Here is a 16,424-nt window from a genome sequence, read left to right as displayed (position 1 = left end):
AGCATCTGACGGACAGTGACGGCGAGCCAGCAAGGAAAAGGCATGAATATCCACGATCCGGCGCTCCAGGGTCGGGCAATGCTCGAGGCGATTGCGGATGCCGGTCTCGCCGGGCTGGGCGCGATGGAGCGTGTGGTCGGTGCCGGCGGTGTAACCCGCGCCTCCGATCTGCACCGCCTGGTTGACGCTCAGCTTGTCGATGCGGACGCATTGGCGGCCTTCCTTGCCAGCCGCTATGGGGTGCGGCTGCTGGACGGGGCCGCTCTAGAAGACATGGAGATTGCGGCGTCGGACCTTTCGCAAAGGTTTCTAGTCGACAACTGGCTTCTTCCGCTGCGCCGTGCGGACGGCACGCGCCTCGTGGGTGCGCTTCATCCGGGCGATCATGAGCCGCTCGATGCTCTTTTCGCCGTGCTTGACGAGCATGCCGAGCTCTGCGTTGTCTCCGCGCCCGACATGGAAGCGCGTCTGGAGCGACTCGCGGACGCGCAGGCTCCCGAGGGAGTCGCTGAAGCGTCGCTATCGTCGGAAGAGGCGATTGCCGACCTGCGGGACATGGCCAGCGGCGCGCCGGTGGTCATGGCCGTCGACGACATTTTCCGGCGGGCGGTCGACCTGCGGGCGACCGACATTCATCTCGAGCCCATGCGCGGGCGGCTTGTTCTGCGTTTCCGCATCGACGGCGTGTTGCGGGTCATGACGCCTCCGGCTGCCGATATGGGTGAGCCGATCGTCTCGCGTGTCAAAGTGCTCGCGGGGCTCGACATTGCAGAACGTCGCCGGCCGCAGGATGGTGGCATGCGCCTCAAGGTGCGCGACCGCGATATCGAGATGCGTGTTGCTACGCTGCCGTCGATCCACGGCGAGACGCTGGTAATGCGTATCCTGCAGCGCGACGGTGCGCTGGTCGATCTCGGCAGCATTGGCCTGCGCGGTCGTGACATGGAAACGCTGCACAGGCTTCTGGAGCATACGCATGGCATGATCGTCGTCGCCGGTCCTACCGGCAGCGGCAAGACGACGACGCTGGCTGCCGCCCTGTCTCGCCTGAACGATCCGGGCCGCAAGATCGTCACCATCGAGGATCCGGTCGAGTACCAGATACCCGGCATCGTCCAGTCGCAGGTGCAGCCGGCCATCGACCTCACATTCTCGTCGGCGATCCGCGCTTTCGTGCGTCAGGACCCTGACATCATCCTCGTCGGCGAAGTACGCGACCCCGAAACGGCGCGAGCGGCGGTTCAGGCCGGTCTCACCGGCCACCTCGTGTTGACCACGGTCCACGCCAATACGGCTGCCGCGGCATTCACGCGTCTGCGCGATCTCGGCATCGAGAACTACTTGCTTGTCGGTGCGGTTCGCGGCGTGGTCGCCCAGCGGCTGGTTCGGAGGCTGTGCGAACATTGCAAGCGACCGACCACCATCGCCCCCGATCTGCTTGCAGGCGACCCGCGCTATTCGGCCGTTGGTTTCCGGGCTGGCGATCAGGTGTTCGAGGCCGTCGGGTGCGCCCGTTGCGCCGATGCGGGCTATCGCGGCCGTATCGCCGTATTCGAAATCCTGACGCTGGGCGAGGAGGTCGTGCATCTGACGTCCGAGGGCGGCGACAATGCGAGGATCGAGGCAGCTGCGCTGCGAGGTGGCATGACGACGATGGCCGATGACGCGGTGGGCAAGGCTCTCGATGGGCTGACGTCTCCATCCGAAGTCGTGCGCGTGACTGCGCTTCGTTGATGCCGCTAATGACGGGGGCAGGTGCTGCCGGCCGCATTTGCCTCAGGACTTTCGCGTCAATGGCGACCTGATGCTCTTGAGGCGTTGGTCCCGGCATGGAGGACGGAATTATGGCGCATTATCAACAGCCCGGTAACGCAGCGCCCGCGCCGCCGGATCTATTCGCGATCGAACGCGAGTTCGCCGGAGACTTTCCCTTCTACGACGGACGCCCCGTTTCCCTGTCCGGAGTTCAATGGCTCGTTCTGCTTATCGGTACGGCTGCCGGCTTCGCCGTGTTGATCGCACCGATCGGAATTCTGAGAACCCTGGCTGGCGGCGTGCTCCCGGTTCTGCTCTTCGTCGGGATACCTTTGGCGACGCTGGCGATGGTCGCTGGCTCTGCGTGGACGTCACTCTTTCGCAAGCCGGTCATGTCCGACCTTTTGTGGATGGTCGGTATCGCGGTCGCCAACCTCATCGTTTCCGTCGCCGTCGTGCTGGCCATTCGCTCGATTTTTGAGATGAATGCCAATCCCGTCGGCGGCATTATCGGTGAGTCGTCGGGCGTCGGGCTTGTCGTGTTCTATGCGAGGACAATCCCCCAGCTCTTCGGCGAAGAGGTCGTTTCGGTCCTGCCGTTTCTGGCGATCCTATGGTTCTGCCATTCAAAGCTTGCGATGACTAGAAAGAGCGCCGTCGTGGTTGCATGGCTGGGGGCGGCCCTGATCTTCGGCGCCCTGCATCTGCCGACCTATGGCTGGAATTTCGTCCAGTGTTTTCTTGTCATAGGAACGGCCCGCATCGTGCTGCTGGCCGGCTACATAGTGACCAAAAACATCTGGGTGTCGACCGGCGCGCACATAATCAATGACTGGGTCATGTTCACTGTCATCGCATTGGCGATCAGTCCGGATGCCGGTACGGCCTGATCCGATCAGGAGGTTTGCTCATTCGCGCTGCGGCGCCGCCAGGCCCCGAGGATCAGCGACAGCCAGATAATCACCACGACGGCGCCGAGCGCCGCAGCGATGGGCCGTTCGAAGAAGGCGGTAACCGCTCCGTCAGACTTGATCATGGTCGTGATGAAATTGCGTTCGAGGATCGGGCCGATGACAATGCCCAGTATGCATGGCGCGATGGGGATGTCGTTCTCTTCCATCAGGAAGCCGAGTACGCCGAAACCCAGCATCAGCACGATGCCGTAGGCGGCGTTGTTGGAGGCGAACGCGCCCACGATACAGAAGATCAGGATCATCGGCATCAACACGCGTCTCGGCGTGCGCAGCAGGTGTCTGGCGAGCTTGATGACGAGCCAGCCGAGCGGGACCATCAGCAGATTGGCCAGAATGAAGATCAGGAAGACGGCGTAGATCGTCTGCGGGTTGAAGAGGAACAGCGTAGGTCCGGGATTGATGCCCTTCACATAAAGCACACCGATGACGATGGCGGTGATGGTGTCACCGGGGATGCCGAAGACCAGCGCTGGTATCCAGGCGCTGGCCAGTGACGAATTGTTGGCCGAGGTGCTTTCGATCACGCCCTCGACATGGCCGGTGCCGAATTTCTCCGGATTGCGCGACAGACGGCGACTGATGGCGTAGCTGACATAGGCCGCCACGTCCGCCCCTGCGCCGGGCAGCACGCCGATCGCTGTACCGAGCACGTTGCCGCGCACCTGTTGGCGCCAGTACGTCCTGATCATTGCGCCCCAGTCGCGGAAAATGTTGCCGACCTTGGTCTGCATCGAGTCCCAGGGGGGGGCGCCGGCGGCGATAGTGCGCAGCACTTCCGAAACCGCAAAGAGGCCGATCATCGCGGGAATGAAGTCGATGCCGGCGAGCATGTCGGTCGAGCCGAAGGTGAAGCGCGGCACGCCGGCCGGATTGTTCAGTCCCACGGTCGAGATGAGGAGGCCTATCAGCAGGCTCACCATGCCGCGGATCGGTGAAGAAGCACCGATGAAGGCGGCGCAGGTCAGTCCCAGCAGCGCCATCCAGAAATATTCCGGCGAGGAGAATTTCAGCGCGATCTCGGCAAGCGCCGGCGCGGCGAAGATCAGCACGACCGTGCCGAACAACCCTCCGATGGCCGAGAAGACGACGCAGGCGCCCAGGACCTTTTCCGCCTCTCCCTTGCGCGTCATCGCGTAGGCTTCGTCCACATAGGCCGCGGAGGCCGGTGTGCCGGGTATGCGCAGCAAGGCACCTGGAATATCGCCGGCGAAGATCGCCATCGCCGCGCAGGTGACCATCGCGCCTACGGCGGGGATGGGGTCCATGAAGAAGGTGAGCGGCACCAGAAGCGCTGTGGCCATGGTGGCGGTCAATCCGGGAACCGCGCCCACAAGCAGACCGAAAAGTGCCGCCGAAATCAGCGTGAGAAGCACATCGACTGTGAAGACCAGTTCGAATGCGGCAAGGATCGCGTTCATACGGGGCTCCGTCCTACCAGGGCAGGCGGGGCATGAACCCCTGCGGCAACGGCACGAGAAGGATCGATCTGAAAACGAAATCGCAGACGAAAGCGGCGGCGAACGCGAACATAAGCGTCTGCCACCACGGGACGCGCAGCATCCTGAACAGGACGACCAGGATCAGTATCGAGATCGGGATGAAGCCGAGATGGCGCGCGAAGAAAATGTAGGCGACGACGCAGAGTATCGTGACCAGGATCGCCGGCATCGCGCCCGGCTTCCGGGTCCACTCGGTGCGCGTTATCAGCGGAAACGGCGCGGCGCGAAACCCACGCACAAGCATCACCAGCCCGCAGCCGACGAGGCCGATGGCGATGGCTGTCGGGAATGCGGCTGCCCCGTAGCGCTGGCCGGGTATTGCCGGAAAGGTCTGCGAATAGATGCCGACCGCCAACCCGAAGACCAGTAGCATCGCACCCAACATGGTGTCGCTGAAGCGCATCGAAACCTCCCGCGGCAGACAGTGCAGCAGGATGGATGAAAGGCGCTGCTGCGCCCTTCATCTCACCCATGCCGTCCGGTTGCTACTGGACGAGGCCGACGGCCTTCATCGTGTCACCGAGCGCCTGGTTGCTCTGGCTCATGAAATCGGCGAATTCCTGACCCGGCGCCCAGCGCACGCCGTATCCCTGTGCCTTCATGAAGTTGCTGTAGTCGTCGCTGTTGTAGACGGTCTCGAGAGCGGCGGTCAGCTTCGTGGCGACGTCCTCCGGCAGTCCGGCCGGTCCGACGATGCCGCGCCAGGCGCCGATCTGCCAGTCCGAGCCTACCGCTTCCTTGAGCGTGGGCACGTCGGGGAAGAGTTCCGCCCGGTTGGCGGACATAATTGCGAGCGACTTGACGCGCCCCGCGTCGATCAGCGCGCGGGCTTCCACCAGCGAACACGGTACGATGTTGACGCCGCCGGCGACAAGTTCCTGTAGGCCTGGAGCTGCACCTTCGCTCGGCACCCACGGAACCTTGGCGGGGTCGATGCCGCGATCGTTCAACATGCCGGCGATTGCCAGGTGCCAGATGCCGCCCTGACCTGTTCCGGAGGCCCGGAACGTCGCGGGCTCGCCAGCTTCGATAGCTGCAAGAAGCGCTTCCAGCGTGTCATATTCGGCATCCGCGGCGACCTGCACGCCCGCGGCGTCCTCGTTCATCAACGCAAGCGGGGTGTAGTCTTCCCAGGTCAGTTCGGTGAGACCCTGCCAGTGCATCATGCCGATCTCGACGGTTGCAATGCCCAGCGTGTAACCGTCCGGATCGGCCTCGGCGATTGCCGAATGGCCGACGACACCAGAGCCCCCGGTCCGGTTGACGACGTTCACCGGCTGGCCCAGTTCTTTCTCCAGCACGGAACCGATGATACGGGCCGTAGCATCGGTGCCGCCGCCCGCGCCCCAGGGCACGATGATCGTCAGCGGACGCTCGGGGTATTCTGCCATGGCAGGTGTCGCAAACGGCAGCAGGGTGGCGATCGCGCCGGCTGCCGCTAATCCAAGAACCGATCTTCTGAGCATTTCATTCCTCCCGAAATTCTCCTCGATAGCGCCGTCCAGAATTGACGATACGGAACGTGTGCGCAACCGCCGGGTTGAAACAGACAGACGGGAGGGTATGGGCCAGAAGTGCGCAGCACTGCAGCCTCGGCCGGTGCGCGTCTGCGAACTGCTCTGTGTGTCGGAGCCGAGACATGCGCGCAGATGCCCGGCATCGAGCTGGTTTGCGGTTCGCTCAGTCGTCCTGGTTGAGCACCTGTTGTGCAGACAGGAAGTTGCCGATTTGCTGCAGGCCTTCGAAATGATCGCAGAACACCTTGATGACGACCAGCAGGGGAACTGCAATCAACGCGCCGACAAATCCCCACAGCCATGACCAGAAGGCAACCGCGATGAGAATGGCGACAGCGTTGAGCTCAAGACGCCGCCCGACAACCAGCGGGGTGACGATCTGACTTTCGATGATATTGCACAGAATGACGAAGGCCGGCGCCATCAACGCATAGCTCAAGCTATCGAAAGTGACGATCGAGATGACGGCGACGACAAGTATCGTGATCAATGCGCCGACATAGGGCAGGAAGTTGAGCAATGCCGCCATCGCGCCCCACAGCAGGGGGGTCGGCATGCCAAGGGCCCATAGGCCCACACAGACGACAACGCCGAGTCCGCCATTGATGATTGCGACCGTAAGCAGATAGCGCGAAACCTCGCGCTCGACGTCGTAGACGACACGCAGCGCCCGCTTCTTCTCGGTCATCGTGGTGAAGGACTGGACGATTTTCTCGTAAAAGAGCGTGCCGGAAGCCAGCAGAAAGAGGGACAGGACAAACACGATCGCGATGGTGGTGCCCGCGCTCAGCATATTGCCCGCGGCCTGCGACAGGATGCCGGGCTGCTGCACGGCTACTTTCAGCACGCCCTGGTCGCTTGTCGTGTCTGCTGCTTCGTCGATCTGCCGCGATATCGTAAGCAACCTGTCCAGCGGCGTGCGCAGCTCCCGCATGCGCTCGGTCAGTTCGCGTCCGATCTGCGGCGCATCATCAACGAGCTGCATTACCGGCCCGCTGAGCAGGTAGCCCCCGATGGTGAGAACCAATGCTGATGCCGCTACCAGCAAAGTCGCAGACAAAGGTGCGGGGATGCCGCGCTTCCCGGCGAAGCGGACGATTGGCGTCAGCGTAAGTGCGAAGAGGAACGCCAGGATGACTGGCATGAAGAATTCGCGACCGAAATACAGCACGTAAATCACCAGGATAACGAAAATGCCCGTGAGTGCGAAATCGCGGCGCACTGTCCTATCCGGGCCAGGAATCGGCTCGGGTGTCGTCGACTGCTCACGCTCGTCGCTATCGGTCTTGCTCACGGCGATCCCCCGGCTGGAAGCATCAACAATGCGCGAACTGGTATCGAGTTCCTAGAGGCCGTTTTGGTGCGTCGCTATTGACTCGAAATTCGCAAAAGTGCCAATTGTCCGACAAAGCGCATTTTCGCATGAATGGATCGATGTCGGAAACCGAACTCGGCAGATTTGACAGGATCAAGGTTCCCTCGGCCTATGAGATGGTGGCCGACGCCATCGAGCGCGAAATCACCTCCGGCCGGCTGAAGCCGGGAGACCAAATCGGCACCGAGGCCGACCTTGTGCGCCAGTTCGGCGTCAATCGTTCGACCGTGCGCGAAGGCATCCGCGTGCTTGAGCAAAGCGGCTTCGTGCGGCGCGAGACGGGGCGCAAGCTGTTCGTGTGCGTGCCGCGCTACCGCAACCTGTCCAGCCGGATGAGTCGGGCGATGATCATCAACGAGGTCACGTTCCGCGAGCTTTACGAAACAGCGCAGGTCCTGGAGGGTGGCGCCGTGGAGGCCGCCGTCGAGCGCGCCACGGAAGACGACATTACCGCGCTCGAGGAAAACCAGCTTCGCGCGGAAAGCGTCGTGGACGATCCCATTCGCCTGGCGGATGTCGATACAGAGTTTCACGCGCTTGTGGCGCGCAGCACCCGAAACCGGGTTCTCGAACTGGCGCGCGAGCCGGCCGCACTGCTTTTCTTTCCGACCTCGGAAATGATCTGCCGCCGCGTGCCCCAGGGCGGCAGTCGCATGGTTGCCGCGCATCGCGAGATCATCGATGCCATCAAGGCGCGTGACGTCGAGCGCGCGCGCATCTGGATGTTCCGGCACGTGCGCGACTGGAAGCGTGGTTTCGAGCGTGCCGGTCGCGACATCGACGAGCCCGTTGAAAGAATATTTCCGAAGCTCTCACCGGGAGCTTCGTTCTTGTAGGTGCCCTTCATGCGCGGGGAGGCTGCGTGGGCAAGGGGAAGGGAGGAGAAATGAGCCGGTTTGCCGTTATGGCGCGGGCCGTGGCCGATCAGGTTTTCGTCGGGACGCATCCATGCGCGAGCCGATGAAACCTGCGAGCCTCGAGGTTGCCGGGCTGTCGCTATCCTTCGGCGGCCTGAAGGCCATCAACGAGGTGTCGTTCAGCGTCGAGCCGGGCTCGATCACGGCGTTGATCGGGCCGAACGGCGCCGGCAAGACCTCGATGTTCAACTGCATCTCGGGTTTCTACAAGCCGCAGCGGGGCGCCATCCGTTTCGACGGCGAGGACGTGTCGCGCACCCATCCGCCCGAGCGCGCCCGGATGGGTTTCGCCCGTACCTTCCAGAACATCGCGCTGTTTCGCGGCATGACGGTGCTCGACAACATCAAGCTCGGCCGCCACGCACACATGAAGACCAACATCTTCCAGGCGCTTGCCTATTTCGGCACGGCGGCGCGGGAGGAGATGGAACTTCGCGCCGAGGTCGAGCGCGACATCATCGATTTCCTCGAGATCAATCATATCAGGCACATGCCTGTCGCCTCCCTGTCCTACGGGCTGCAGAAGCGCGTGGAGCTGGCACGCGCGCTTGCGATGCGTCCGCGCATCCTTCTGCTCGACGAGCCGGTGGCGGGCATGAACCGCGAAGAGACCGAGGACATGGCGCGCTTCATCCTCGACGTGAAGGAGGAGTGGGGCACGACGATCCTCATGGTCGAACACGACATGGGCATGGTCATGGACATCTCGGACCATGTGGTTGTGCTGAATTTCGGACAGGTGATCGCGAGCGGGCTGCCGCACGAGGTGCAGGAGAACCCGCAGGTGGTGGAAGCCTATCTCGGCAGCGGCGACCCGGCCGCGCTGATGAAGCGGCTTGCGGAGGAAGCGGCCTGATGAGCGATCTCCTGTTCTTCATCGAAGTGTCGCTGGCGGGGCTAGGCTCCGGCGCGCTGTTGTCGCTGACCGCGCTGGCATTCGTGCTCATCTACAAGGCAACCCGCGTCATCAACCTCGCCGTCGGCGAGACCCTGATGATGGGCGGCTACTTCTTCTTCGCGCTGGCAGCCGGCATGAGCTTGCCGGTGTGGATCGCCATTCCGCTGGCGATCGCCGGGGGCGGGCTGATCGGCGCCATCGTGGAGCGCGGCATCATCCGTCGCATGCTCGGCGAAAGCCCGATCTCGGTGTTCATGGTCACGGTCGGGCTCGGCTCGGTCCTGGTCGGGCTGGTCGAGTTTATCTGGGGCACGGACCCACGCTCGCTGCCGGACTTCATGGGATCGGCGCCGATCTTTCTCGGCGAGGTGTACGTCTCGCGCAAGATCGCGATCAGCTTCGTGGTCGCCGCGGTGGTGATCGCCATCTTCCTCGTTCTGTTCCGCTACTGGCGTGGCGGTGTCGCGCTTCGCGCCACGGCAACCGATCAGGCGGCCGCCTATTCCTGCGGCATCAATGTGCCCGGTGTCTTCTCGCTCGCATGGATCATCGGCTGCGGCACTGCGGCGGGCGCGGGAATGCTGCTCGGGCAGATCGGCGGCATTGCGCCCACCATGGGCGCGTTCGGCCTCTCGGCGCTGGTTGTGGTCATTGTCGGCGGGCTGGATTCCGTGGCCGGCGCGTTGATCGCAGGACTGTTCATCGGCCTCGTCGAGGCCTGGACCGGAACCTATCTCGGCGGCGAGTACAAGCTCGTCTTCACCTTCGGCATCCTCATACTGATGCTGATGATCCGCCCTTACGGCCTCTTCGGCACCACCGAAATCGAGCGGCTCTGACATGCGCATAGCGACAGCCAACGAGACCTATCTGGCCGACGAGGCACTGCTTTCGACGCGGACCCAGTGGGCGTGGATGGGCATCCTCGCGCTGGTTCTGATTGCAGCACCGTTCGTGCTCAACAATTACTGGCTCTATCTTGCCTGCCTCGTCGCCATCAACGTCGCCAGCGCGACGGGCCTCAATATCCTCACCGGCTATACCGGCCTCGTCAGCCTGGGGCAGGGCGCGTTCATGGCGGTTGGCGCTTATACTGTCGCCTGGCTGGAGGCGAATGTAGGCACGCCCTTCGTCGTCAACCTCGTCGCCGGCGGCGCGCTCGCCGCGCTTGTCGGTGTATTCGTCGGCATCCCCAGCCTGCGGGTCAAGGGTCTCTATCTGGCGATTGCGACCATCGGCGCGTCGATCATACTCCAGTTCTTCTTCGTCAACTGGAGTTCGGTCACAGGCGGCTCGCGCGGCATCAACGTCGCTCCCGCGACCTTCTTCGGCACGCAGCTCACCACCTACTTCCAGCTCTACTGGCTGTTCGTGCCGATCGCGGCGCTGATGGTGCTCGGCGCGGCGAACCTGTTCCGCACGCGCGTCGGGCGTGCCTTCATCGCGATCCGCGACCGCGACATCTCGGCTGAGGTGCTTGGCATCCCGCTTCTGCGCTACAAGCTCCTGAGCTTTGCGATCTCGTCCTTCTATGCCGGTGTCGCGGGCGGCATGTGGGCCTATTTCTTCCGCTCGGTGAGCCCGGAAAGCTTCACCATAGTGGAGTCGATCTTCTATCTCGCCGCCGTCATCGTCGGCGGCATGGGCTCGATCCTCGGCGGTGTCATCGGCGCGGCGTTCATGACGCTGGTGCCGGAGATACTGCGCTTCGGCGTGGAGATCGCCTCTCCCTATGTCAGCAACGCTGCAACGCTTCTCTCGCCGATCCGCACGGTCGCGTTCGGCGGGTTGATCATCGCCTTTCTCGTGCTGGAGCCGCAGGGTCTGGCGGAGATTGTCCAGAGGATACGGAGGTTCTTCCATCTCTGGCCGTTCAAGAAATAACCAAAACCGTGGAGGAGTTTGAAATGTCCGGAATCACCAAGAGAACATTGCTTGCGCTCGCTGCATCGTCGGCGCTGGCCTTTAGCGCACCTGCCTTTGCGCAGGACAAGGAGGAGATCGTTATCGGCGGCTCGATACCGCTCACCGGCGTCTTCGCCTTCGCCGGCGTCGCCATCGAAGCCGGCATCCAGGACTATCTGAAGATCCTGAACGAGCAGGGCGGCATCGACGGCCGTCAGGTGCGGCTGGCCTATGAGGATACCGGCTATCAGGTCGACCAGTCCGTGGCGGTCTTCAACAAGCTGACGAGTCAGAACGAGAACATGCATCTCTACTACGGCGACTCGACCGCCTTTTCGCGCACGATCAACCCGGAGCTCATACGCCGCAACGCGATGATCATGGCCGGTGCGTCCTTCGCCAGCGAGATCAACGATCCTGAGAATTTCCCGTATCAGTTCATCGCGGGGCCGGACTACAGCGAGATGTTCTCGATCCTACTGGAATACATCGCCAAAGAGAAGCCGGGCGCCCGGATCGTCACGGTGAATTCCGACAGCGAGTTCGGCCGCGACCCGATCGAGTCGACGCGCGCCCGTGCAGCCGAGCTTGGCCTTGAGATCGTCGAGGAGATCATCACGCCGCCCGGTGCGGTCGATGTTTCGACCGAAGTGCTGAAGCTGCGGCGCGCGCGGCCGGACTACACGCTCTTCCATGGCTACATCCTCGCGCCGCTGCCGGAGTTCATGACGCAGGCCAAGCAGCTCGGCCTCGAGACCAAGTTCATGGGCACGTTCTGGTCGATGGATTCCAGCATCTGGGCGGATGTTGGCGAGGTCGCCGACGGCTTCATGGGCGTGATGCCCTATCGTTACTACTACGACGAGGAAGACGCGCCGATGCTCGACCGCATCCGCGAGATGCGTCCCGAATATCAGGCAACCGGCTACATGCAGGGCTTCCTCACGGCGATGCTGATGACCGAGGCGGCCAAACGCACGCTGGAGGGCGGCAACGAGCTGACGGCAGAAAACCTGAAGGCGTCACTGAACACGATCGAGGATTTCGATACTGGCGGCATCGTCGGCGTGCCGATCTCCGTTCCCGGCAACACGGTGCCGGTCGGCCGCATCTACCAGTATGACGCCGCCGACAAGCGGATGGAGCCAGTCTCCGACTGGATCAGCCTGCAGGAGTAGGCATCGTGGCCGCGGATACCATCCTCTCGGTCGAGAACATCGAGGTCGTCTACAACAAGACGATCCAGGTGCTCCGCGGCCTTTCGCTGACCGTGGAGCGTGGCAAGGTCGTCACGCTCCTCGGCTCCAATGGCGCCGGCAAGTCGACCACGCTCAAGGCGATCTCGAGCCTTCTGTCGCTGGAAGACGGGGCGGTGACCGCCGGCTCGATTACCTTCGACGGCAAGGCGATCGCCGACGACACGCCGCATGGCCTGGTTCGGCGCGGGCTTTTCCATGTCATGGAAGGACGGCGGATCTTCGAAGATCTGACGGTGGAGGAAAACCTCACCGCTGCGACCTTTGCGCTGTCCGGTCGTGGCGTGAAACCCACTTCCTTCGACGTCGTCTATGGCTACTTCCCGCGGCTTTACGAACGCCGACATGGTCGCGCTGGCTACCTGTCCGGCGGCGAGCAGCAGATGCTCGCGATTGGCAGGGCGCTGATCGCCCAGCCAAAGCTCATCCTGCTCGACGAGCCGTCGCTCGGCCTGTCGCCCATCCTCGTCGAGGAAATCTTCGGCATCATCGCGCGCATCAACCGCGAGACCGGCGTGTCGATGCTGCTGGTCGAGCAGAACGCGGCGGTTGCGTTCGCGGTGGCCCACTACGGCTACATCATGGAGACCGGCAAGATCGTGCTCGACGGGCCGACGGAAAGACTGGTCAGCGATCAGGACGTGCGCGAGTTCTACCTCGGCATGAGCGGAGGCGAGGGCGCCAGGAGCTATCGCGACGTCAAACACTACAAGCGCCGCAAGCGCTGGCTTTCCTGAGGGTGCCGATGACCGTGCCAAGCTTTCCCGAACTGACCCTGCCGCAGATGCTGCGCGAGCATGCCGTGCGTTCGCCTGCCCGCGTCGCCGTGCGCCAGAAGGATTTCGGCATCTGGAATCCGGTGTCGTGGAAAGCCTATTTCGACCGCGCGGCGGATGCAGGACACGGCTTTCGCGCGCTGGGGCTTGGAGATGGCGGCCACGTAGCCGTGCTTTCGGAAAATCGGGTCGAGTGGGTCCTGGCGCAGCTCGGCGCGGGCCTCGTCGGGGCGGTGACCATTGGCGTCTATCCGACCAGCCCGGCGAACGAGGTCGCCTATGTGCTGGAACACTCCGACGCGGAGATCATCGTCTGCGAGGACCAGGAGCAGGTCGACAAGGTCATCGAGGTGCGCGCGCAGCTTCCTCTCCTGAAGCGCATCGTCGTGGTCGAGACCAAGGGCATGCGCAACTACCCGGTCGACCTTGTGGTTTCGTTCGCCGAGCTGGAAGAGAGCGGTGCCGCGCATCGGAAAGCCAACCCCGAACTCGTCGACAATGCGCTGGCGAGGCAGGGCCTCTCCGACATCGCACTGATGATCTACACCTCCGGCTCTACCGGCAAGCCGAAGGGCGCGATGCTGTCCTATGGCAACATACGCTCGCAGGCGATCGCCATCACCGAACGGCTGGCGCTCGACGCCGGCACGACGCACCTTTCCTACCTGCCGCTGTGCCATGTGGCCGAACAGATGACGACGCTGATGGCGCCCGTCTATCTGGGCTCGCAGATCAATTTCGGCGAATCCATCCGTACGGTGCAGGAAGACCTGCGCGAGGTGGCGCCGAATATGTTCCTCGGCGTGCCGCGCATATGGGAGAAGCTGCATTCGTCGATCCACATCCGCATGCTGGAGACGGGCGGGTTCAGGCGGCGCCTTTTCGAATGGGCCTATCGAGCCTGCGAGCCGCTGGCCGAAAAACCGCGGAGCAAGCGTTCCATGGGCGAGAAGCTGCGTTACGGGGTCGCCTATCTTCTCGTCTTCCGCGCGCTGCAAAACTATATCGGCCTGCGCCGCGCCCGGGTCGCAATGACGGGCGCCGCGCCGATCTCGCCCAAGATCGTCCGCTTCTTTCGCACAATCGGCGTGCCGCTGGTCGAGGTCTACGGCGCGACGGAAACGAGCGGGGTGGCGCTTGGCCAGAAGACGGAACATCTGGTGCCGGGCTGCGTCGGTACGGCAGCGGCTGGCGTCGAAGCGCGGATGGGCGATCATGGCGAGCTGCTGGTGCGCGGCCCGACTGTCTTCCTCGGCTACTACAAGAATGAGGAGGCGACCGCGGCGGCCTTGCGCGATGGCTGGCTGCATACGGGCGACGTGGTTGCGGAGGAAGGCGGACAGTTCAAGATCGTCGACCGGCTCAAGGACATCATGATTACCGCGGGCGGCAAGAATCTGAGCCCGTCCGAGATCGAGAACACGGTCAAGGGCAGCCCTTATATCAAGGAATGCATCGTCATCGGCGAAGCGCGCAAATACGTCTCCGCCCTGATCCAGATCGACTACGAGACGGTCGGCAAATGGGCCGAGGAAGAAAAGATCGCCTACACCAACTTCAGAAATCTCGCCGAGAACGCCGCCGTCCGAGACCTCATCGAGCGCGAGATCGCTGAGGCCAACGCGCAGCTTGCGCAGGTGTCCCATATCCGCCGCTTCCATCTGCTGGCCAAGGAGCTGGACCACGATGATGACGAGGTGACCGCGACGATGAAGGTGCGCCGCTCCAACATCCAGAAGAAATACGCCAGCGAGATCGAAGGTCTTTACACGGCAGCCTGATCGGCAAGGCGTGGCCCAGTCGATCGCTCTGTGCTTTGCTGGCATTCCCGGCTAGGCTGTGCTTCGGCGAGTCCTCGCGGGCGCGCCGTCCAGCCAAGCCGCCAGACCTGCCGTGATCGAACGCCTTCCCACTCTCGCACCATTCCAGCATCGGATATTCCGGTCGATCTGGCTTGCAAGCCTAGCGACCAATCTCGGCTCGCTGATCCAGACCGTTGGCGCGGCCTGGATGATGACCATCATCTCGTCATCCGCCGACATGGTGGCGCTGGTGCAGGCGTCGACGGCGCTGCCGATTATGCTGTTCGCGCTCGTGTCCGGCGCGATCGCCGACAATTTCAACCGGCGCAAGGTCATGCTGGTCGCGCAGACCTTCATGCTGGTCGTATCGGTAGTGCTTGCGCTGACGGCCTATGGCGGGCTGATGACGCCCTGGCTGCTTCTGACCTTCACTTTTCTCATCGGCTGTGGCGCTGCGCTCAACAACCCGTCGTGGCAGGCTTCCGTCGGCGATATGGTGCCGAGGACAGACCTGCCGGCCGCCGTCGCGCTCAACAGCATGGGGTTCAACCTGACCCGCAGCGTCGGTCCGGCGCTCGGCGGCGTCATCGTGGCCGCCTTCGGAGCGGTGGCCGCCTTCACCATCAATGCGGTCAGCTACCTCGCCCTGATCGTCGTGCTGCTGCGCTGGAAACCGCCCGTCGGCAACAACAGCCTGCCGCCCGAGCCTCTTGGCCTGGCGATTAGTTCCGGCCTTCGCTACATGGCGATGTCGCCCAATATCGAAAAGGTACTGCTACGCGGTTTCGTGTTCGGCTTCGCCGTCATCTCGGTCGTCGCATTGCTGCCGCTCGTTACCCGCGATCTGCTGGAAGGCGACGCGTTGCTTTATGGCGTTCTGTTCGGGGCGTTTGGCGTCGGCGCCGTGGGCGGCGCATTCATCAGCGGATTGTTGCGGCAACGGTTGTCGACCGAGTGGATCGCGCGGCTCGCCTTTGCAAGCTTCGCATCGTGTGCCGTGATCATTGCAGAAAGCCCGTTCGGATGGCTAACCTGCATTGCCCTGATGATCGCCGGCGCTTGCTGGGTCATCGCGCTTTCGATGTTCAACATCACCGTGCAGCTTTCGACGCCGCGCTGGGTCGTGGGCCGCGCGCTTTCACTCTACCAGATGGCGACCTTCGGCGGCATGGCGCTCGGAAGCTGGGTATGGGGGCATGCGGCCGAAGATTACGGCACCGATGTTGCGCTCTGGTTCGCTGCAGGCGTCATGTTTTTCGGTGCGGCCATGGGTGTCGGGCGGCTGGCGCTGCCGGCGCTGGCCTCGCTTAATCTCGACCCGCTCAACCGCTGGAAGCAGCCTCATCTGGAACTCGACCTGACCCCGCGAAGCGGGCCGGTCAAGATCATGATCGAATACGAGATCGACGAAAAGGACACGCGCGAGTTTCTGGAAATGATGGCCGAGCGCCGGCGCATCCGTAAACGGGACGGCGCGCGGCGCTGGAGCCTGACGCGCGACCTTGAGCATCCAAGACACTGGATCGAGGCCTATCACCTGCCGACTTGGCTAGAATATGTACGCTACAACCAGCGGCTTACCCACGCCGACGCCATCGTGGGCGACCAGATCAGGCGTCTGCATGCCGGCGAAAAGCCGCCGCGGGTCTGGCGCATGATCGAGCGGCCGACGGGACGGCATGCGCGCGACGGTCAACCCAAGGGCATGACGGACCTGCACCAGCGCGGCTGAAGACGACGCGTCACAGGT

Annotated in this window: 14 protein-coding genes; 10 read left to right on the top strand and 4 right to left on the bottom strand. The window is 63.2% G+C overall.

Features of this window, described 5'->3' with window-relative positions; genetic code table 11:
- The first annotated feature begins 42 nt into the window (after positions 1–42).
- Positions 43–1,734, top strand: a complete 1,692-nt coding sequence (locus tag ACVJNE_RS02740) for a GspE/PulE family protein (RefSeq protein ID WP_499562747.1) — start codon at positions 43–45, stop codon at positions 1,732–1,734.
- 110 nt (positions 1,735–1,844) lie between these two features.
- Complete coding sequence (locus ACVJNE_RS02735; protein ID WP_499562746.1) at positions 1,845–2,645, top strand: CPBP family intramembrane glutamic endopeptidase; 801 nt, start codon at positions 1,845–1,847, stop codon at positions 2,643–2,645.
- A 5-nt stretch (positions 2,646–2,650) separates the two neighbouring features.
- Here ACVJNE_RS02735 and ACVJNE_RS02730 read toward each other — a convergent pair whose 3' ends face one another.
- From ACVJNE_RS02730 to ACVJNE_RS02715, 4 genes are all read right to left on the bottom strand, one after another.
- On the bottom strand, positions 2,651–4,147 hold the full coding sequence (locus ACVJNE_RS02730; RefSeq protein ID WP_499562744.1) for a tripartite tricarboxylate transporter permease: 1,497 nt from the start codon (positions 4,145–4,147) through the stop codon (positions 2,651–2,653).
- Between the two features lie 13 nt (positions 4,148–4,160).
- Positions 4,161–4,631, bottom strand: coding sequence for a tripartite tricarboxylate transporter TctB family protein (locus tag ACVJNE_RS02725; RefSeq protein WP_499562742.1), 471 nt, complete (start codon positions 4,629–4,631; stop codon positions 4,161–4,163).
- 82 nt (positions 4,632–4,713) lie between these two features.
- The gene (locus ACVJNE_RS02720) at positions 4,714–5,694 is read right to left on the bottom strand and encodes a tripartite tricarboxylate transporter substrate binding protein (protein ID WP_499562740.1); all 981 of its coding nucleotides are present in this window, start codon (positions 5,692–5,694) and stop codon (positions 4,714–4,716) included.
- 214 nt (positions 5,695–5,908) lie between these two features.
- Positions 5,909–6,988, bottom strand: a complete 1,080-nt coding sequence (locus tag ACVJNE_RS02715; RefSeq protein ID WP_499563200.1) for an AI-2E family transporter — start codon at positions 6,986–6,988, stop codon at positions 5,909–5,911.
- A 191-nt stretch (positions 6,989–7,179) separates the two neighbouring features.
- On the opposite strand from ACVJNE_RS02715, the gene ACVJNE_RS02710 reads away from it, so the two are divergent.
- From ACVJNE_RS02710 to ACVJNE_RS02675, 8 genes are all read left to right on the top strand, one after another.
- Positions 7,180–7,956 (top strand): FadR/GntR family transcriptional regulator, encoded by a 777-nt coding sequence (locus ACVJNE_RS02710; protein ID WP_499562738.1) that lies wholly within the window; start codon positions 7,180–7,182, stop codon positions 7,954–7,956.
- Between the two features lie 112 nt (positions 7,957–8,068).
- Complete coding sequence (locus ACVJNE_RS02705; protein ID WP_499562736.1) at positions 8,069–8,893, top strand: ABC transporter ATP-binding protein; 825 nt, start codon at positions 8,069–8,071, stop codon at positions 8,891–8,893.
- Positions 8,893–9,774 carry a branched-chain amino acid ABC transporter permease gene (locus ACVJNE_RS02700; protein ID WP_499562734.1) on the top strand — a complete coding sequence of 294 codons (882 nt, stop codon included), beginning with the start codon at positions 8,893–8,895 and terminating at the stop codon, positions 9,772–9,774. The genes ACVJNE_RS02705 and ACVJNE_RS02700 overlap by 1 nt, the downstream gene beginning before the upstream one ends.
- Position 9,775: 1 nt before the next feature.
- Positions 9,776–10,819, top strand: a complete 1,044-nt coding sequence (locus ACVJNE_RS02695) for a branched-chain amino acid ABC transporter permease (RefSeq protein ID WP_499562732.1) — start codon at positions 9,776–9,778, stop codon at positions 10,817–10,819.
- A gap of 23 nt (positions 10,820–10,842) precedes the next feature.
- Positions 10,843–12,018, top strand: coding sequence for an ABC transporter substrate-binding protein (locus tag ACVJNE_RS02690; protein WP_499562730.1), 1,176 nt, complete (start codon positions 10,843–10,845; stop codon positions 12,016–12,018).
- A gap of 5 nt (positions 12,019–12,023) precedes the next feature.
- The gene (locus ACVJNE_RS02685) at positions 12,024–12,833 is read left to right on the top strand and encodes an ABC transporter ATP-binding protein (RefSeq protein ID WP_368805221.1); all 810 of its coding nucleotides are present in this window, start codon (positions 12,024–12,026) and stop codon (positions 12,831–12,833) included.
- A gap of 8 nt (positions 12,834–12,841) precedes the next feature.
- Complete coding sequence (locus ACVJNE_RS02680) at positions 12,842–14,653, top strand: AMP-dependent synthetase/ligase (RefSeq protein ID WP_499562728.1); 1,812 nt, start codon at positions 12,842–12,844, stop codon at positions 14,651–14,653.
- Between the two features lie 112 nt (positions 14,654–14,765).
- Entirely contained in the window at positions 14,766–16,406 is a 1,641-nt protein-coding gene (locus ACVJNE_RS02675; RefSeq protein WP_499562726.1) for an MFS transporter, read from the top strand.
- Positions 16,407–16,424 lie beyond the last annotated feature (18 nt).

Source organism: Mesorhizobium sp. DxT, assembly GCF_058448885.1.
This window is presented reverse-complemented; position numbering and strand designations above follow the sequence as displayed.

What these genes read in the sequence shown, in the direction of transcription:
- ACVJNE_RS02740 (WP_499562747.1), top strand. Translation starts at nt 43, where the DNA reads ATGAATATCCACGATCCGGCGCTCCAGGGTCGGGCAATGCTCGAGGCG.
- ACVJNE_RS02735 (WP_499562746.1), top strand. Translation starts at nt 1,845, where the DNA reads ATGGCGCATTATCAACAGCCCGGTAACGCAGCGCCCGCGCCGCCGGAT.
- ACVJNE_RS02730 (WP_499562744.1), bottom strand. Translation starts at nt 4,147, where the DNA reads ATGAACGCGATCCTTGCCGCATTCGAACTGGTCTTCACAGTCGATGTG.
- ACVJNE_RS02725 (WP_499562742.1), bottom strand. Translation starts at nt 4,631, where the DNA reads ATGCGCTTCAGCGACACCATGTTGGGTGCGATGCTACTGGTCTTCGGG.
- ACVJNE_RS02720 (WP_499562740.1), bottom strand. Translation starts at nt 5,694, where the DNA reads ATGCTCAGAAGATCGGTTCTTGGATTAGCGGCAGCCGGCGCGATCGCC.
- ACVJNE_RS02710 (WP_499562738.1), top strand. Translation starts at nt 7,180, where the DNA reads ATGTCGGAAACCGAACTCGGCAGATTTGACAGGATCAAGGTTCCCTCG.
- ACVJNE_RS02705 (WP_499562736.1), top strand. Translation starts at nt 8,069, where the DNA reads ATGCGCGAGCCGATGAAACCTGCGAGCCTCGAGGTTGCCGGGCTGTCG.
- ACVJNE_RS02700 (WP_499562734.1), top strand. Translation starts at nt 8,893, where the DNA reads ATGAGCGATCTCCTGTTCTTCATCGAAGTGTCGCTGGCGGGGCTAGGC.
- ACVJNE_RS02695 (WP_499562732.1), top strand. Translation starts at nt 9,776, where the DNA reads ATGCGCATAGCGACAGCCAACGAGACCTATCTGGCCGACGAGGCACTG.
- ACVJNE_RS02690 (WP_499562730.1), top strand. Translation starts at nt 10,843, where the DNA reads ATGTCCGGAATCACCAAGAGAACATTGCTTGCGCTCGCTGCATCGTCG.
- ACVJNE_RS02680 (WP_499562728.1), top strand. Translation starts at nt 12,842, where the DNA reads ATGACCGTGCCAAGCTTTCCCGAACTGACCCTGCCGCAGATGCTGCGC.